The sequence below is a fragment of the Streptomyces piniterrae genome (assembly GCF_005048155.1).
Lineage (GTDB): Bacteria > Actinomycetota > Actinomycetes > Streptomycetales > Streptomycetaceae > Streptomyces > Streptomyces piniterrae.
The window spans coordinates 378,162-393,690 of the sequence record NZ_SUMB01000009.1 but is presented as its reverse complement, the minus strand read 5'-3'; the positions used below and the strand labels follow the sequence as shown (position 1 = coordinate 393,690).

Sequence of the window (15,529 nt, the reverse complement as noted above, 5' to 3'; positions counted from 1 at the left end):
GTGGCCGGCTCGGATCTGCACCGGCGGATCGAGCTGGGCGGCCCGGACGACGAGCTCAAGGAGCTCGCGGACACCTTCGACGAGATGCTGGACCGTCTCGACCGGGCCTTCGAGTCACAACGTCGCTTTGTCTCCAATGCCTCGCACGAGCTGCGCACCCCGTTGGCGATCAACCGCACGCTGCTGGAGGTCCAGCTCGCCGACCCGGACGCCTCCCCCGAGCTGACGCAGCTCGGCAAGACGCTGCTGGCGACCAACGAGCGCAGCGAGCAGCTGGTGGAGGGCCTGCTGCTGCTCGCCCGCAGTGAGAACAAGGTCGTGGACAAGAAGCCGGTCGATCTCTCGGAGGTCGCCGCCCAGGCCGTCGAGCAGACCCGCGGGGAGGCGCACACCAAGGATGTGGAGTTCCGAGGGGTCCGCCAGCAGGTCTTCGCCCAGGGCAACGGCGTACTGCTGGAGCGCATCGCACTGAACCTCGTCCAGAACGCGGTGCGCTACAACATCCCCGAGGAAGGCTGGGTCGAGGTCTCCACCGAGGCACAACCGGGCTGCGCGGTACTGGTGGTCTCCAACACCGGACCGATGGTCCCGGCCTACGAGATCGAGAACCTCTTCGAGCCCTTCCGGCGGCTGCGCACCGAGCGCACCGGCAGCGACAAGGGCGTCGGCCTCGGCCTGTCCATCGTGCGGTCCGTGGTGCGCGCACACGACGGCACCATCACCGCCGAGCCCCGCGAAGGCGGCGGCCTGGTGGTGCGGGTCGTGCTGCCGCTCTGACGTGGACGGAAGGGGGTCGCGCGGCCCGGTGAACGCGCCGCGCGCCCCTCCGGGCACTCATAGGACATCTGTGCGTGCACTCGCCCGTCGGGCGGCGGCACACCGTCTCGCCTCCCGGTTTGACGAAACGGTGGGTCGCCGGGGATCCTTCGCCGAGTTCGCTTTGCGCGGAATTCGGCCGGCCCTCCGGCCGCCCTGATCGTGTGTGATCCCTCACAGACGCGAATTTCCGGCCATCTACGCTCCGTGATCAAAACGCCCGGTGGAAAGCCGGGAAAATCCTGGTTTCCCGGGGCCCTGATCACGGGAAGTACACGTGATGGGCTGCGCGAGGTGCGACATTCGGACCGTGTACGGTCCTGATCGCCATCCAAACCGATCACCTCTTCAGGGGGCCGGTTGGGTGTCGATTGAGTAACAGACCTTGATGTGAGGCAAAATCTCCGCCTCAGGTCGGGCACAAGTCCGGCCTCTCACGCGTTACCTGCGCTGAGACACCGCAGACACCCAGAGGGGGAGAGCGAAAATGGCTACGGATTACGACACCCCACGCAAGACCGATGACGACCTCAACGAGGACAGCATCGAGGAGCTGAAGTCGCGGCGGAACGACAAGTCCGCCTCGGCCGTCGACGTCGATGAGTTCGAGCAGGCCGAGGGCCTGGAACTCCCTGGCGCCGACCTCTCGAACGAGGAGCTCGCGGTCCGCGTCCTGCCCAAGCAGCAGGACGAGTTCACCTGCATGAGCTGCTTCCTGGTCCACCACCGCAGCCAGCTGGCCGCGGAGGACAAGAACGGTCAGCCGATCTGCCGCGACTGCGCGGCCTGAGGCCCGTCGACGCCGTGGCAGGCGCGCACCCGTTCCGTAAGGGCCACAAGGGCGAGCGAGGTCCGGCGGCCGGCGCACGATCACGCGAGGAAAACGCGTCCGTGCCCGCCGACCCGGCCGCCCTCCCCGCGGAGCGGACCACCGACGCAGTGCAGGAGCGGGGCCGCACGGCCTCGCTCGCGGCAGCTGTCGGGCGCGGCGCGAGAAGGGCGGCCCATGTCGGCGCGCGGGCCGGCGGCATCTCCCGGGCGAGGTTTCGGGGGACGCTGGCCGTGATCGCCGACCGGATCATCGAGACCGCCCCGCGGATCCCGGTCCGCGACCTGGCCACGCTGCGCGCGCAGTTCCCCGGCCTGACCCCCGAGGAACTGGCCGACAAACTGGTCGCCGGTGCCTGCAGGGGCACCGCCACGGTCGGAGCGGGCGTGGGCGCGGCCGCGATGCTGCCCGTACCGCCTGCCATGCCGGCCGAGCTGGCCGCCGAGGTGGCCGGCGTCGCCTCGGTCGAGATCAAGCTGATCGCGGAGCTGCACGAGGTCTACGGCCTGCGGCCCCCGGGCAGCCTCACGCAGCGCGCCATGGTCTATCTGACGGCCTGGACCGAGGAGCGGGGCATCGAGGTCACCGCACCGGCCTCGCTGGACGCCGCGCTCGGCGGGCAGATGAGGCGCCGACTGCGCCAGCGGATCATGCGGCGCACGCTCCGCAACCTCCCCAACCTCGTACCGTTCCTGATCGGCGCCACGGTCGGCGCCCTCATGAACCGACGGGACACCCGAAAGGTCGCGGAGAAGATCCGCAGGGACCTGCGCGACCGTCAGGTTCCGTGGGACGCCCTTCCCGGCGCCTCGCACGAGGCCCTCCCGGTGGGCAAATGGGCCGGCACGGGCCGGTCACGGGCGCGCCACTGACGCCGCCCCTCCCGCGCCGCCCGTCAGGCGCGTACGGCCGTCAGGGCCGCCACCAGCCGCTCCGGTTCACGCGTCGAGAGGTACGCGTACGGCGTCGGGTCCGACGGGTCGTCGATCTCCACCCGCACCGCGGTCGGAATGTAGCTGCGCAGCAGCAGGAACGCGCGGGCGTCGGCCTTGTGCGTACGCCACGCCAGCGCCTCCTCGGCGTCCAGCGCCCGCGCCTCGCCCAGCACCGCCACCGGGATCTTCGCGTCGCCGGCGACCAGCGCGCCGCCCACCACCCGGATCCGCACCGAGCCGTACGAGCTCACCGCCACCGCCGCCAGCGCCGCGCCGCCGATCAGTCCGCCGAGCATCGGGAGCGTCCCCAGGGGGAGCAGCATCAGGGCGCAGGAGACGCCGATCAGACCGGCGATCACCCACCAGGAGCGGGGCACGGTGAGGCGTTCTTCGTACGACTGCATGGCTCCAGCTTGGCACGGCGGCGCGGGCCCGTTACGCGCGCGGGTAGGGTCTGCACTCGTGAGTGGAACTGACAGAACGACGACCGGGCAGACGGGCCTGTCGCGGCTGACCCCACCCGAGGGCGCCACCGCTCCGGTCCGGCACCCCGACGCGCCGGCGCCCGGAGAACTCCTCGGTGCGCACTACGAGCGGTGCTTCGGCTGCGGCACGGGACAGCCGCACGGTCTGCACCTGGAGGCGCGGGCCGGCGACGGTGTGAGCGTGCTCGCCGAGTTCACCGTCAAGGAGGCCCACCAGGGCGCGCCCGGCCTGGCGCACGGCGGGGTGCTGGCGACCGCGCTGGACGAGACGCTCGGCTCGCTGAACTGGCTGCTGCGGGTGATCGCGGTGACCGGCCGGCTGGAGACCGACTTCGTACGGCCGGTGCCGCTGGGCACGGTGCTGCATCTGGACGCGCGGGTGACCGCGGTGCACGGGCGGAAGATCTACTCGACGGCCGTCGGGCGGATAGGCGGCCCGGACGGCCCGGTCGCGGTGCGCGCGGAGGCCGTCTTCATCGAGGTGAAGGTCGACCACTTCATCGAGAACGGAAGGACCGAGGAGATCCAGGCGGCGATGTCCGACCCGGACCAGGTCAAGCGTGCGCGTGCCTTTGAGGTGAACCCGTGAGTCAGCTTCGGAACCCGGTGGATGTGCTGCTGCGGCGGCTGGACCCGGAGGTGCCCGTCCCGGCGTACGGGCATCCGGGCGACGCGGGCGTGGACCTGGTGACCACCGAGGCCGCGGTGCTCGCACCGGGGGAGCGCGCGGTGCTCCCCACGGGTGTGTCGATCGCGCTGCCGGACGGCTATGCCGCATTTGTGCACCCGCGGTCGGGTCTGGCGGCCCGCTGCGGACTGGCGCTGGTGAATGCCCCGGGGACGGTGGATGCCGGGTACCGTGGGGAAATCAAGGTGATCGTGGTCAATCTGGATCCGCGCGAGAGCGTGCGGTTCGAGAGGTTCGACCGGGTCGCCCAGTTGGTCGTCCAGCAGGTCGAGAAGGTGCGCTTCCACGAGGTGGCGGAACTTCCCGGCTCGGCGCGGGCCGAGGGGGGATTCGGTTCCACCGGCGGTCATGCGGCGGTGGGCGGCTCCACGGGCGGGAATGGATACGCATCGGTCGGTGCCGACCGGGAAGGACAGTGACGTGTTCGGACGTCGCAAGAAGAACGAGGCTCCTGAAGAGTCGGCAGAGGTGACGGAGCTCGCCGAGGACGCGACTTCGGACGAGAGTGCCGAGCCCGGCGAGCGGGTCATCCTCCCGCCGGCGCCGCGGCCCGACGGTCCCTGGGACGCGTCGGAGGTCAAGGAGCCGGGCGAGGGCCGGGTGGACCTGGGCGGTCTGTTCGTGCCCGGTGTCGAGGGCATGGAGCTGCGGGTGGAGGTCGCCGGTGACGCGATCGTCGCCGCGACCGTGGTGCTGCAGGACAGTGCCGTGCAGCTGCAGGCCTTCGCGGCCCCCCGTAACGAGGGGATCTGGGGCGAGGTCCGCGAGGAGATCGCCTCCGGCATCACCCAGCAGGGCGGCGTCATCGACGAGGTCGAGGGCCCGTTGGGCTGGGAGCTGCGCGCCCAGGTACCGGTACAGCTGCCGGACGGGACGAACGGCGTGCAGGTCGTGCGGTTCGTCGGTATCGACGGCCCGCGCTGGTTCCTGCGCGGTGTGATCTCCGGTCAGGGTGCGGTGCAGCCGCAGGCCGCCGGGGTGCTGGAGCACATCTTCCGGGACACCGTCATCATCCGCGGTGACGCCCCGATGGCGCCGCGCGACCCGATCGTCCTGAAGCTGCCGGACGACGCCCAGATGGTGCCGGACGGCGTGCAGCAGGAGCCGGCCGAGGGGTCCCGCTTCGGCGGTGGCGTGGAGCGCCTGGAGCGCGGGCCGGAGATCACCGAGATCCGCTGACACATGCCGCGGGCCCGGCGGCGGGAAACGCGCCGGGCGGCGGCTCGATAACGAGGGTCACGGAGGGCCGGACTCCCCTTGAGGGGTCCGGCCCTCCGGCGTTTGCGCAGGTCAGAGCCCGAGCCGTATGGGTTCCGTCAACGAAGCGCTAATGGCCGTAAGGGAGGCGTCAACGGCCTCCGTAACCGGTCGGAGGGACGGTTTGCTCTAGGGGTCCCATCCTCCCCATCACCTAGGAGCACACGATGGCCGACGTGGCCTTCGTCGTCGTCACGATCGCGGTCTTCGCGTTGGTGGCTCTCGTCGCCAAGGGGGTGACGAAGCTGTGACCGTGGAAAACATCGTCGGCCTCATCGTGGCCATCGGTCTGCTCGGCTACCTGGTCCTCGCCCTCGTCTTCCCGGAGAGGTTCTGAGAGCCGTATGAGCCCCGTTCTCGCGGGCGTGCTCCAGCTGACAGCGCTGATCGCCGCGCTTGCCCTGGCGTACCGTCCCCTCGGCGACTACATGGCCGCCGTCTACAGCTCCCCGAAGCACCTCCGTGTCGAGAAGGTCGTCTACCGCTGCATCGGCGCCAATGCGGACGCCCAGATGCGGTGGCCCGCCTATCTGCGCAGCGTCCTCGCGTTCTCCGTCGCGGGCGTCCTCTTCCTGTACCTGCTGCAGCGCGTCCAGGGCGGCCTGCCGCTGTCCTTCGGCTTCGCGTCGATCAGCCCGGACCAGGCGTTCAACACCGCGGCGTCGTTCGTCGGCAACACCAACTGGCAGTCCTACAGCGGCGAACAGGCCATGGGCCACGTCGTGCAGACCGCCGGCCTCGCGGTGCAGAACTTCGTCTCCGCCGCCACCGGCATGGCCGTCGCCATCGCGCTCGTACGGGGCTTCGCCCGCAGTGTCCATAGCCGGCAGGCCGGCGGGCACACCGGAGACCTCGGCAACTTCTGGGCGGACCTGGTGCGCGGCACCGTGCGGGTGCTCATCCCGATTTCCGTCCTCGGTGCCCTCGTCCTGGTCGCCTGCGGCGCGATCCAGAACTTCTCCGGCATCCACGAGGTCGGTCAGTTCATGGGCGGTACGCAGCAGACCGGCGGTGGCGCGTACGCCTCGCAGGAGGTCATCAAGGAGCTCGGCACCAACGGCGGCGGCATCGCCAACGCCAACTCGGCCCACCCCTTCGAGAACCCCGACGCCTTCACCAACCTCTTCGAGATCTTCCTGATCCTGGTGATCCCGTTCTCGCTGACCCGCACCTTCGGCAAGATCGTCGGGAATGTGAAGCAGGGCTACGCGATCCTGGCCACGATGGGCGTCATCTGGCTCGGCTTCACGCTGCTGATGATGTGGACCGAGTTCGCCCACGGCGGCCCGGCGCTCCAGGCGGCCGGCGCGGCGATGGAGGGCAAGGAGACCCGCTTCGGAGTCGGCTCGTCCGCGATCTTCTCCGTCGCCACCACCCTCACCTCGACGGGCGCGGTGGACTCGTTCCACTCGTCCTTCACGGCCTTCGGCGGCGGGATCCAGCTGCTGGGCATGATGCTGGGTGAGATCGCACCGGGCGGCGTCGGATCCGGCCTGTACGGCATGCTCGTGATGGCGATCATCGCGGTGTTCATCGCCGGCCTGATGGTCGGCCGTACGCCCGAGTACCTGGGCAAGAAGATCGGCACCCGCGAGATCAAGCTCGCCGCGTGCTACATCCTCATCACCCCGACGCTGGTGCTCGGCTTCTCCGCCGCCTCGATGGTGATGCCGGACGCCCTGGGTTCCATGCTCAACACCAAGGCGCTGGGCGCGGGTTCGCACGGCTTCTCCGAGGTGCTGTACGCCTTCACCTCCGGCGCCAACAACAACGGTTCCGCGTTCGCCGGACTCAACGCCAACACTCCCTGGTACAACACCACGATCGGTCTGTGCATCCTGCTCGGCCGCTTCCTGCCGATGGTGTTCGTGCTCGCGCTGGCCGGTTCGCTGGCCGAGCAGAAACCGGTCCCGGAGACCGCGGGCACCCTGCGTACCGAGAAGCCGCTCTTCGCCGGGCTGCTCGTCGGCACGATCCTGATCATCACCGGTCTGACCTACTTCCCGGCGCTGGCCCTCGGGCCGCTGGCGGAGGGCCTGTCATGACCGCCCCCGTGAAACCAGAGGAGCCGGGCTCCATGGCCTCCAGCTCGACCGCTACTCCGACCCGTGCTCCGCACCAGGACGTCCCCAGCGGGCACCAGGCCGGTGACGGCCGGGTGGGCGGCGGTCTCTTCGATCCCAAGCAGCTGGTCAAGTCCTTCCCGGACGCGATACGCAAGCTCGACCCCCGGGTGATGGCCAAATCCCCGGTGATGTTCGTGGTCGAGGTCGGCTCGGTGCTGACCACGATCTTCGCCGTCAAGTCCCCGACGGACTGGTTCGGCTGGGCGATCGCCGCCTGGCTCTGGCTGACCGTCATCTTCGCCAACCTCGCGGAGGCGGTCGCCGAGGGCCGCGGCAAGGCGCAGGCCGACACCCTGCGCAAGGCCAAGACGGACACGGTCGCGCGCCGGCTGTCCGAGGACGGCAAGACCGAGGAGCAGGTCCCCGGTACCGAGCTGCGCATCGGCGACCTGGTCGTGTGCGAGGCCGGCGACATCATCCCCGGTGACGGCGATGTCGTCGAAGGTGTCGCCTCTGTCGATGAATCGGCAATCACGGGTGAGTCGGCGCCGGTGATCCGGGAGTCGGGTGGCGACCGTTCCGCCGTCACCGGCGGTACGAAGGTGCTGTCCGACCGCATCGTCATCAAGATCACGACGAAGCCGGGCGAGACCTTCATCGACCGCATGATCAACCTGGTGGAGGGCGCCGCCCGCCAGAAGACGCCCAACGAGATCGCGCTGAACATCCTTCTCGCGTCCCTCACCGTCGTCTTCCTGCTCGCGGTCGTCACCCTGCAGCCGTTCGCGGTCTACGCGGGGGCCGAGCAGCCCATGATCGTGCTGCTCGCGCTGCTGGTCTGTCTGATCCCGACGACGATCGGCGCCCTGCTGTCGGCCATCGGCATCGCCGGCATGGACCGGCTCGTGCAGCGCAATGTGCTGGCGATGTCCGGGCGGGCCGTCGAAGCCGCAGGCGATGTATCGACATTGCTGCTCGACAAGACCGGCACCATCACCCTCGGCAACCGCCAGGCCGCCGAGTTCGTGCCGGTACGCGGCACCACCGAGGCCGAGGTCGCCGACGCGGCTCAGCTGTCCTCGCTGGCCGACGAGACGCCCGAGGGCCGCTCCATCGTCGTGCTCGCCAAGGAGAAGTACGGGCTGCGCGAGCGTCACCAGGGCGAGCTGGTGGACGCCGAGTGGGTGCCGTTCACCGCCCAGACCCGGATGTCGGGAGTGGACGTCACCGACGACGGTGCCCACCGCAAGGTGCGCAAGGGCGCGACCGGTTCGGTCATCGCCTGGGTCGAGGAGCGCGGCGGCGAGGTCGCCGAGGACGCCCAGCAGCTCACCGACGCGATCTCGCAGGCCGGCGGCACCCCGCTGCTGGTCGCCCTGGAGGACGAGCGCGGTCCGCGCGTCCTGGGTGTCATCCACCTCAAGGACGTCGTCAAGGAGGGCATGCGCGAACGGTTCGTCGAACTGCGGAAGATGGGCATCAAGACCGTCATGATCACGGGTGACAACCCGCTGACGGCCAAGGCCATCGCCGACGAGGCGGGCGTGGACGACTTCCTCGCGGAGGCCACACCCGAGGACAAGATGGCGCTCATCAAGCGGGAGCAGGCCGGCGGCAAGCTGGTCGCGATGACCGGCGACGGCACCAACGACGCGCCCGCGCTGGCCCAGGCGGACGTGGGCGTGGCCATGAACACCGGTACCTCGGCCGCCAAGGAGGCCGGGAACATGGTGGACCTGGACTCCAACCCGACCAAGCTCATCGAGATCGTGGAGATCGGCAAGCAGCTGCTGATCACCCGGGGTGCGCTGACCACCTTCTCGATCGCCAACGACGTCGCCAAGTACTTCGCGATCATCCCGGCGATGTTCGCGGTGGCCTACCCGGGCCTGGACACCCTCAACATCATGCGGCTGTCCAGCCCCAACTCCGCGATCCTGTCCGCGATCATCTTCAACGCGCTGATCATCATCGCGCTGGTGCCGCTGGCCCTGAAGGGCGTGCAGTACCGGCCGGTGAGCGCCGACAAGATGCTGCGGCGGAACCTGGCCGTCTACGGACTCGGCGGCCTGATCGCCCCGTTCATCGGCATCAAACTCATCGACCTGCTCATCTCCCTCATCCCCGGGCTGCATTGATTTAGAGACATGGTGAAGACCGTGAACAACTCCGTACGCAACAGCGCCCGGTTGCTGGCGGCGGGGCTGCGCGCCCTGCTCGTCCTGACCGTGGTCTGCGGGGTGATCTACCCCCTGGTGGTCACCGGAGTGGCGCAGGCCGCCTTCCCCGCCAAGGCCAACGGGTCCGAGGTGAGCTCCGACGGCAAGGTGGTCGGCTCGTCGCTGATCGGCCAGCGCTACGACAAGGGCACGGACAAGAAGGGCGATCCGATCCCGGACCTGCGGTACTTCCAGTCGCGCCCGTCGGCCGGCCTGGGCAGCAACAAGGACAACGGCGTCAACACCCGCTACGACCTCCAGGTCTCGGGAGCCTCCAACCTGGGCGCGAGCAACACCGACCTGGTCGACGCGGTGCACGAGCGCAGGAAGTGGGTCGCCGAGACGTACGGCGTCCCGGAGTCGAAGGTCCCGGCGGACGCCGTGACCTCGTCCGGCTCCGGCCTCGACCCGCACATCTCCCCGGAGTACGCGGAGCTGCAGGCCGCCCGCGTCGCCAAGGAGAACCACCTCGACGCGACGAAGGTGGCGGCCCTGGTGAAGGAGCACACCGACGGCCGCGTCCTGGGCTTCATGGGCGAACCGCGGGTGAACGTCCTGGAGCTGAACATCGCGCTCAAGGATCTGGCGCAGCGGCACGGCGGGGGCTGACCCGCCGCGCAGCGGGCGGCCCCCGGGGAGAACGTTCCCCGGGGGCCGCCCGTCTTCGCGTGCACACCCCGGCGGACCCGCCGCCCCGTCACCAGACGTCGCCGTCGCGCCAGTCGCAGGTGAGGTCCGCGTCGAGATCGAGGGGGACCGCGGCCGACGGCAGGACGTAGAGGAAGCCGTCCTCGTCCTCGGTGCGCCGGATGCCGGCCGGGGTCAGCGCCCAGGCGCGGCCCCGCCACAGCCGCCAGCCGCGCGCCGCGTAGAACGCCGCGGCCGTGTCGGAGGCGCCCAGCGCGCCCAGGTCGTAGCCGCCGCGCACCACCCGCTCCAGAGCGTCCATCAGGGCCGCGCCATGACCGCGGCCGCGCCGGTCCGCGCGGACTCCCACGCCCTCCACATAACCGCAGCGCAGCGCCCGGCCGCCGTGCAGCAGCCGCCGCTGCACCACGGACGCGTGCCCGATCAGCTGCCCGTTCTCATGGACCAGCGCGTGCATACCGCCGAGCGCGTGCTCCCAGTCGTCTTCGGTCATGTCGTCGAAGACGTCGTACAGCAGCGCGCGGGCCGCGGTCAGAGTGGCGGTGTCCAGATCGGCGCTGTGGGCGACGGTGACGTGTACGTCCGTCCCGCCGTTCATTTCGGTCATACGGGGATCCTCGCGGTCGGTTCGCGGCGGGGGAGCGGACCCGTATCAGAGTCGCGTCAAGACCCGGCGCCAAGCCGCTACCTGGGCCTTTTGTCCGCCTGTGGGGTCTGTAGGGTCGAAACAGGCCAGCCCGGTGGGGGCGGCTGTCACGTAAGACAATGAGGCCATGGCACGCGGAAATCGTGGAAAACTCCGCATCTATCTCGGCGCGGCACCGGGCGTCGGCAAGACGTACTCCATGCTGTCCGAGGCGCACCGGCGGCTGGAGCGGGGCACGGACGTCGTCGTGGCATTCGTCGAGCACCACGGCAGGCCCCGCACCGAGGTCATGCTGCACGGCCTGGAGCAGATCCAGCGCCGGGAGCTGGACCACCGCGGCACCGTGTTCACCGAAATGGACGTGGACGCGGCCCTGGAACGCAAGCCGGCCGTCGCGCTGGTCGACGAGCTGGCGCACACCAACGTCCCCGGTTCGCGCAACGAGAAGCGCTGGCAGGACATCGAGGAGCTGCTGGAGGCCGGGATCGATGTGATCTCGACGGTCAACATCCAGCATCTCGAATCGCTCGGGGATGTCGTCGAGTCGATAACGGGGGTCCGGCAGCGGGAGACGGTTCCGGACGAAATCGTCCGGCGCGCCGACCAGATCGAGCTTGTCGACATGTCGCCTCAGGCACTCCGTCGCCGTATGGCACACGGCAACATCTATCGGCCCGACCGGGTGGACGCCGCGCTGTCCAACTACTTCCGCCCCGGCAACCTCACCGCGCTGCGCGAGCTGGCGCTGCTGTGGGTCGCCGACCGGGTCGACGAATACCTCCAGCAGTACCGCACCGAACACAGCGTCTCGACCATCTGGGCCGGCCGTGAACGCATCGTCGTCGGCCTCACCGGCGGCCCCGAGGGACGCACCCTCATCCGCCGCGCCTCCCGTATGGCCGCCAAGGGCTCGGGCAGCGAGGTGCTCGCCGTCTACATAGCCCGCAGCGACGGGCTGACCTCCGCCTCGCCCAAGGAGCTCGCCGTCCAGCGCACGCTGGTCGAAGACCTGGGCGGCACGTTCCACCACGTCATAGGCGATGACATACCGAGCGCACTGCTGGAGTTCGCGCGCGGGGTGAACGCCACCCAGATCGTGCTGGGCTCCAGCCGCCGCAAGGCCTGGCAGTACGTCTTCGGGCCGGGCGTGGGCGCCACCGTCGCCCGCGACTCCGGGCCCGACCTCGACGTGCACATCGTCACCCACGACGAGGTCGCCAAGGGCCGGGGACTGCCGGTACCGCGGGGCGCGCGCCTGGGCAGGACCCGGAACATCGCCGGCTGGCTCACCGGCGTGGTCGGGCCGGTCCTGCTCACGCTGCTGCTCACCAGCCTCAGCAGCGGCCCCGGGCTGGCCAACGACGTCCTGCTGTTCCTCTTCCTGACCGTCGTCGCGGCGCTGCTAGGCGGACGGCTGCCGGCGCTGGCCTCCGCGGCCGTCGGTTCGCTGCTGCTGAACTTCTACTTCACGCCACCCACTCATACGCTCACCGTCAGCGACCCCAAGAACATCGTCGCCATCGTGATCTTCTTCGCGGTGGCGGTGTCCGTGGCCTCCGTGGTGGATCTCGCCGCCCGGCGCACCCATCAGGCCGCCAGGCTGCGCGCCGAGTCGGAGATCCTCTCCTTCCTGGCGGGCAGCGTGCTGCGCGGCGAGACGACCCTGGACGCCCTGCTGGAGCGGGTCAGGGAGACCTTCGCGATGGACACCGTCGCCCTGCTGGAGCGCGGCAGCGACGTCGACCCGTGGACCTGCGCGGGCCGGGCCGGCGATACCGACGGCAGCAGGCCGCTGCTCCGCCCCGAGGACGCGGATGTCGACATGCCGGTCGGCGACCACATGGCGCTGGCCCTGACCGGCCGGGTGCTGCCCGCCGAGGACCGCCGGGTGCTGGCCGCGTTCGCCGCCCAGGCCGCCGTCGTCCTGGACCGGCAGCGGCTGGTGGGCGAGGCGGAGCGGGCCCGGGAGCTGGCCGAGGGCAACCGGATCAGAACGGCTCTGCTGGCCGCGGTCAGCCACGATCTGCGCACCCCGCTCGCGAGCATCAAGGCGTCCGTCACCTCCCTGCGCTCCGACGACGTCGCCTGGTCCCAGGAGGACGAGGCGGAGCTGCTGGCCGGCATCGAGGCGGGCGCGGACCGGCTGGACCACCTGGTCGGCAATCTGCTGGACATGTCCCGGCTGCAGACCGGCACGGTCACCCCGCTGATCCGCGACATCGACCTCGACGAAGTGGTCCCGATGGCGCTCGGCGGCGTACCGGAGGGCAGCGTCACGCTCGACATCCCCGAGGAACTGCCGATCGTCGCCGTCGACCCGGGGCTGCTGGAACGTTCGGTCGCCAATCTCGTCGAGAACGCCGTGAAGTACAGCCCGGACGGCGAGGCGGTGCTGGTCGCGGCCAGCGCGCTCGGCGACCGGGTGGAGCTGCGGATCGTGGACCGCGGCCCCGGCGTGCCGGACAGCGCCAAGAACCGGATCTTCGAGCCCTTCCAGCGCTACGGTGACGCCCCGCGCGGCGCCGGTGTGGGGCTCGGCCTCGCCGTCGCCCGCGGCTTCGCGGAGGCGATGGGCGGCACGCTTGCCGCCGAGGACACGCCCGGCGGCGGGATGACGATGGTCCTCACCCTGCGGGCCGTCGCGGGCCGGCCACCGGTCAGGCCCGACCTCCCGGCCCAGGCCACCACATGAGCCGGGCCACCCCGACCACTCTCACCAGACGTCCCGCGGGCCTGGCCCGGCGGGAACCGACACCACGAGGAGAACGCCAGTGAACCGGGTGCTTGTGGTCGATGACGAGCCGCAGATCGTACGCGCCCTCGTGATCAACCTGAAGGCGCGCAAGTACGAGGTGGACGCCGCCCCCGACGGGGCCACCGCGCTCAAGCTCGCCGCCGCCCGCCACCCCGACGTCATCGTCCTGGACCTCGGCCTGCCCGACATGGACGGGGTCGAGGTGATCAGGGGGCTGCGGGGCTGGACGAGGGTGCCGATCCTGGTGCTGTCCGCGCGCCAGACCTCCGACGAGAAGGTCGAGGCGCTGGACGCGGGCGCGGACGACTACGTCACCAAGCCGTTCGGGATGGACGAGCTGCTGGCCCGGCTGCGGGCGGCGGTGCGCCGGGCCGAGCCGACCGGACCGGCCGACGACGAGGTCGTCGTGGAGACCGACGGCTTCACCGTCGACCTCGCCGCGAAGAAGGTGAACCGCGGCGGCCGCGACATCCGGCTGACCCCCACCGAGTGGCACCTGCTGGAGGTCCTCGTACGCAACGCGGGCCGCCTGGTCAGCCAGAAGCAGCTGCTCCAGGAGGTCTGGGGCCCGTCGTACGGCACCGAGACCAACTATCTGCGGGTCTACATGGCCCAGCTCCGCCGCAAGCTGGAGTCCGATCCCTCACATCCGCGGCACTTCATCACGGAGCCGGGGATGGGCTACCGGTTCGAGCAGTGAGGTGGTGGTGGGGGGCCGGCCGGGGGTCCGGGGGTTGCCTCCGGGGTGTGCGGTATCGCGGGGCCCGGGGCGGGCTGCCGGTTCGAGCAGTGATCTCCGCGGGGCGCACCGGTACGCTGGCGCTATGAGTGCTGGGACCCGATCCGGGAAGCCTGCCGGTCGCTTCCGCCGGCTGCTCGACCGACTGTCCTCCTCCGAGGAGGAGCTGCAGTCCGCCGAGCTGCAGCAGGACGCGCACGATACGGGGTGCACCCGCATCTGCGACTGCGACGACCGCCAGATAGTGAAGGTCACCGGCACCCTGCGGCATGTGACGCTGCGGCCGCGCGCCGGTGTGCCCGCGCTGGAGGCGGAGCTGTACGACGGCTCCGCCGCCCTCGATGTGGTGTGGCTGGGACGTCGCTCCATCGTGGGGATAGAGCCGGGCCGTAAGCTCATCGCCTCGGGCCGGGTCTCCATGAGCCACGGACGCCGGGTGCTCTTCAACCCGAAGTACGAACTGCGACCGCTCGGACAGGAGTAGCCGGTGACGTCTCACGACCGACCGACCACTGACACTTCCGCAGACCTTTCGAAGGCTGCCGCGCCCACCCCCGGCGCGGGCCAGGACGCCGACGGCAGGCAGGTCACAGAGGCCGCCCTGTTCGAGGCGTTCGGCGGCGTTCGCGGCATGGTGGAGACCGTTCTCCCCGGCCTGCTGTTCGTCGCGATCTTCACGGTCAACAAGGACCTGCACATCTCGGCGATCGCCGCGCTGGCCGTCTCGCTGGTGCTGGCGGCCGTCCGCCTGGTGCGCAGGGACACCGTGAAGCACGCCTTCGGGGGCGTCTTCGGTGTGGCCTTCGGCGTGGTCTTCGCGATGATGACCGGCAATGCCAAGGACTTCTATCTGCCGGGCATGCTCTACACCCTGGGGCTGTCGCTCGCCTACTTCGTCACGACGCTGGCGGGCGTGCCGCTGATCGGCCTGATCCTGGGCCCGGTGTTCAAGGAGAACCTCTCCTGGCGCACCCGCAACCCGGGCCGCAAGAAGGCGTACGCCAAGGCCAGCTGGGCCTGGGGCCTGATCCTGCTCGCCAAGTGCGCGATCCTCTTCCCGCTGTACTGGTGGGCGGACACCACCCACCTCGGCTGGGTGCTGATCGCCCTGAAGATCCCGCCGTTCCTGCTCGCGGTCTATCTGACCTGGGTCTTCCTGACGAAGGCGCCGCCGCCCATCGATGTCTTCGCGGAGATGGAGGCGCAGGAGAAGGCCGAGGAGGAGGCGAAGAAGCAGCGGGAGCAGGAGCGCGAGATCCTGGGCCGGGTCGCGGACGATCTGTCCCGCGACATCACGCCCGACGCGATCGCCGAGCGGCCGGAGGGCCCGCGCCACCGCCGCTGAGAGGAACCCGGCGCCACCGGGCACCGGCCACCGCCCGGCACTCCGCGCACGACCCGCACACGACAGGGCCCCTGGGACCGCACCGGTCCCAGGGGCCCTCG

At 70.4% G+C, this 15,529-nt stretch carries 16 protein-coding genes; 14 read left to right on the top strand and 2 right to left on the bottom strand.

The window, feature by feature from the left end; all coding sequences use genetic code 11:
* The 3 genes from FCH28_RS25895 to FCH28_RS25885 all read left to right on the top strand — a co-directional run.
* The coding region (locus FCH28_RS25895) for a HAMP domain-containing sensor histidine kinase (protein WP_136742539.1) at positions 1–777 on the top strand (777 nt) is incomplete at its 5' end.
* 526 nt (positions 778–1,303) lie between these two features.
* The gene (locus tag FCH28_RS25890) at positions 1,304–1,606 is read left to right on the top strand and encodes a DUF4193 domain-containing protein (RefSeq protein WP_003982531.1); all 303 of its coding nucleotides are present in this window, start codon (positions 1,304–1,306) and stop codon (positions 1,604–1,606) included.
* A gap of 14 nt (positions 1,607–1,620) precedes the next feature.
* Positions 1,621–2,517: a hypothetical protein gene (locus FCH28_RS25885; RefSeq protein WP_425471995.1), complete on the top strand. Its 897-nt coding sequence runs from the start codon at positions 1,621–1,623 to the stop codon at positions 2,515–2,517.
* 23 nt (positions 2,518–2,540) lie between these two features.
* Here FCH28_RS25885 and FCH28_RS25880 read toward each other — a convergent pair whose 3' ends face one another.
* Positions 2,541–2,984 (bottom strand): DUF3093 domain-containing protein, encoded by a 444-nt coding sequence (locus FCH28_RS25880; protein WP_136742537.1) that lies wholly within the window; start codon positions 2,982–2,984, stop codon positions 2,541–2,543.
* 58 nt (positions 2,985–3,042) lie between these two features.
* Here FCH28_RS25880 and FCH28_RS25875 point away from each other — a divergent pair, with 58 nt between their 5' ends.
* The 7 genes from FCH28_RS25875 (at position 3,043) to kdpC (ending at position 9,904) form a co-directional block, all read left to right on the top strand.
* Positions 3,043–3,654, top strand: coding sequence for a PaaI family thioesterase (locus tag FCH28_RS25875; RefSeq protein ID WP_169314251.1), 612 nt, complete (start codon positions 3,043–3,045; stop codon positions 3,652–3,654).
* Positions 3,651–4,172 (top strand): dUTP diphosphatase, encoded by a 522-nt coding sequence (gene dut, locus FCH28_RS25870; protein ID WP_136742536.1) that lies wholly within the window; start codon positions 3,651–3,653, stop codon positions 4,170–4,172. The genes FCH28_RS25875 and dut overlap by 4 nt, the downstream gene beginning before the upstream one ends.
* Before the next feature lies 1 nt (position 4,173).
* Entirely contained in the window at positions 4,174–4,932 is a 759-nt protein-coding gene (locus tag FCH28_RS25865) for a DUF3710 domain-containing protein (RefSeq protein WP_136742535.1), read from the top strand.
* Between the two features lie 325 nt (positions 4,933–5,257).
* The gene (gene kdpF, locus FCH28_RS25860) at positions 5,258–5,347 is read left to right on the top strand and encodes a K(+)-transporting ATPase subunit F (RefSeq protein WP_136742534.1); all 90 of its coding nucleotides are present in this window, start codon (positions 5,258–5,260) and stop codon (positions 5,345–5,347) included.
* A gap of 7 nt (positions 5,348–5,354) precedes the next feature.
* The gene (kdpA, locus tag FCH28_RS25855) at positions 5,355–7,055 is read left to right on the top strand and encodes a potassium-transporting ATPase subunit KdpA (RefSeq protein ID WP_136742533.1); all 1,701 of its coding nucleotides are present in this window, start codon (positions 5,355–5,357) and stop codon (positions 7,053–7,055) included.
* Between the two features lie 32 nt (positions 7,056–7,087).
* Positions 7,088–9,214: a potassium-transporting ATPase subunit KdpB gene (kdpB, locus tag FCH28_RS25850; protein ID WP_425471994.1), complete on the top strand. Its 2,127-nt coding sequence runs from the start codon at positions 7,088–7,090 to the stop codon at positions 9,212–9,214.
* A gap of 9 nt (positions 9,215–9,223) precedes the next feature.
* Positions 9,224–9,904 (top strand): potassium-transporting ATPase subunit KdpC, encoded by a 681-nt coding sequence (kdpC, locus tag FCH28_RS25845; RefSeq protein ID WP_136742531.1) that lies wholly within the window; start codon positions 9,224–9,226, stop codon positions 9,902–9,904.
* A gap of 88 nt (positions 9,905–9,992) precedes the next feature.
* On the opposite strand, the gene FCH28_RS25840 is transcribed toward kdpC, so the two are convergent.
* Positions 9,993–10,541, bottom strand: coding sequence for a GNAT family N-acetyltransferase (locus FCH28_RS25840; protein WP_425471998.1), 549 nt, complete (start codon positions 10,539–10,541; stop codon positions 9,993–9,995).
* Positions 10,542–10,716: 175 nt separating this feature from the next.
* Here FCH28_RS25840 and FCH28_RS25835 point away from each other — a divergent pair, with 175 nt between their 5' ends.
* From FCH28_RS25835 to FCH28_RS25820, 4 genes are all read left to right on the top strand, one after another.
* Complete coding sequence (locus FCH28_RS25835) at positions 10,717–13,281, top strand: sensor histidine kinase (protein WP_136742529.1); 2,565 nt, start codon at positions 10,717–10,719, stop codon at positions 13,279–13,281.
* Between the two features lie 79 nt (positions 13,282–13,360).
* The gene (locus FCH28_RS25830; protein WP_136742528.1) at positions 13,361–14,044 is read left to right on the top strand and encodes a response regulator; all 684 of its coding nucleotides are present in this window, start codon (positions 13,361–13,363) and stop codon (positions 14,042–14,044) included.
* 124 nt (positions 14,045–14,168) lie between these two features.
* Positions 14,169–14,567: an OB-fold nucleic acid binding domain-containing protein gene (locus FCH28_RS25825; RefSeq protein WP_136742527.1), complete on the top strand. Its 399-nt coding sequence runs from the start codon at positions 14,169–14,171 to the stop codon at positions 14,565–14,567.
* A gap of 3 nt (positions 14,568–14,570) precedes the next feature.
* Positions 14,571–15,428, top strand: a complete 858-nt coding sequence (locus tag FCH28_RS25820; protein ID WP_136742526.1) for a DUF3159 domain-containing protein — start codon at positions 14,571–14,573, stop codon at positions 15,426–15,428.
* The last annotated feature ends 101 nt before the right edge of the window (positions 15,429–15,529 follow it).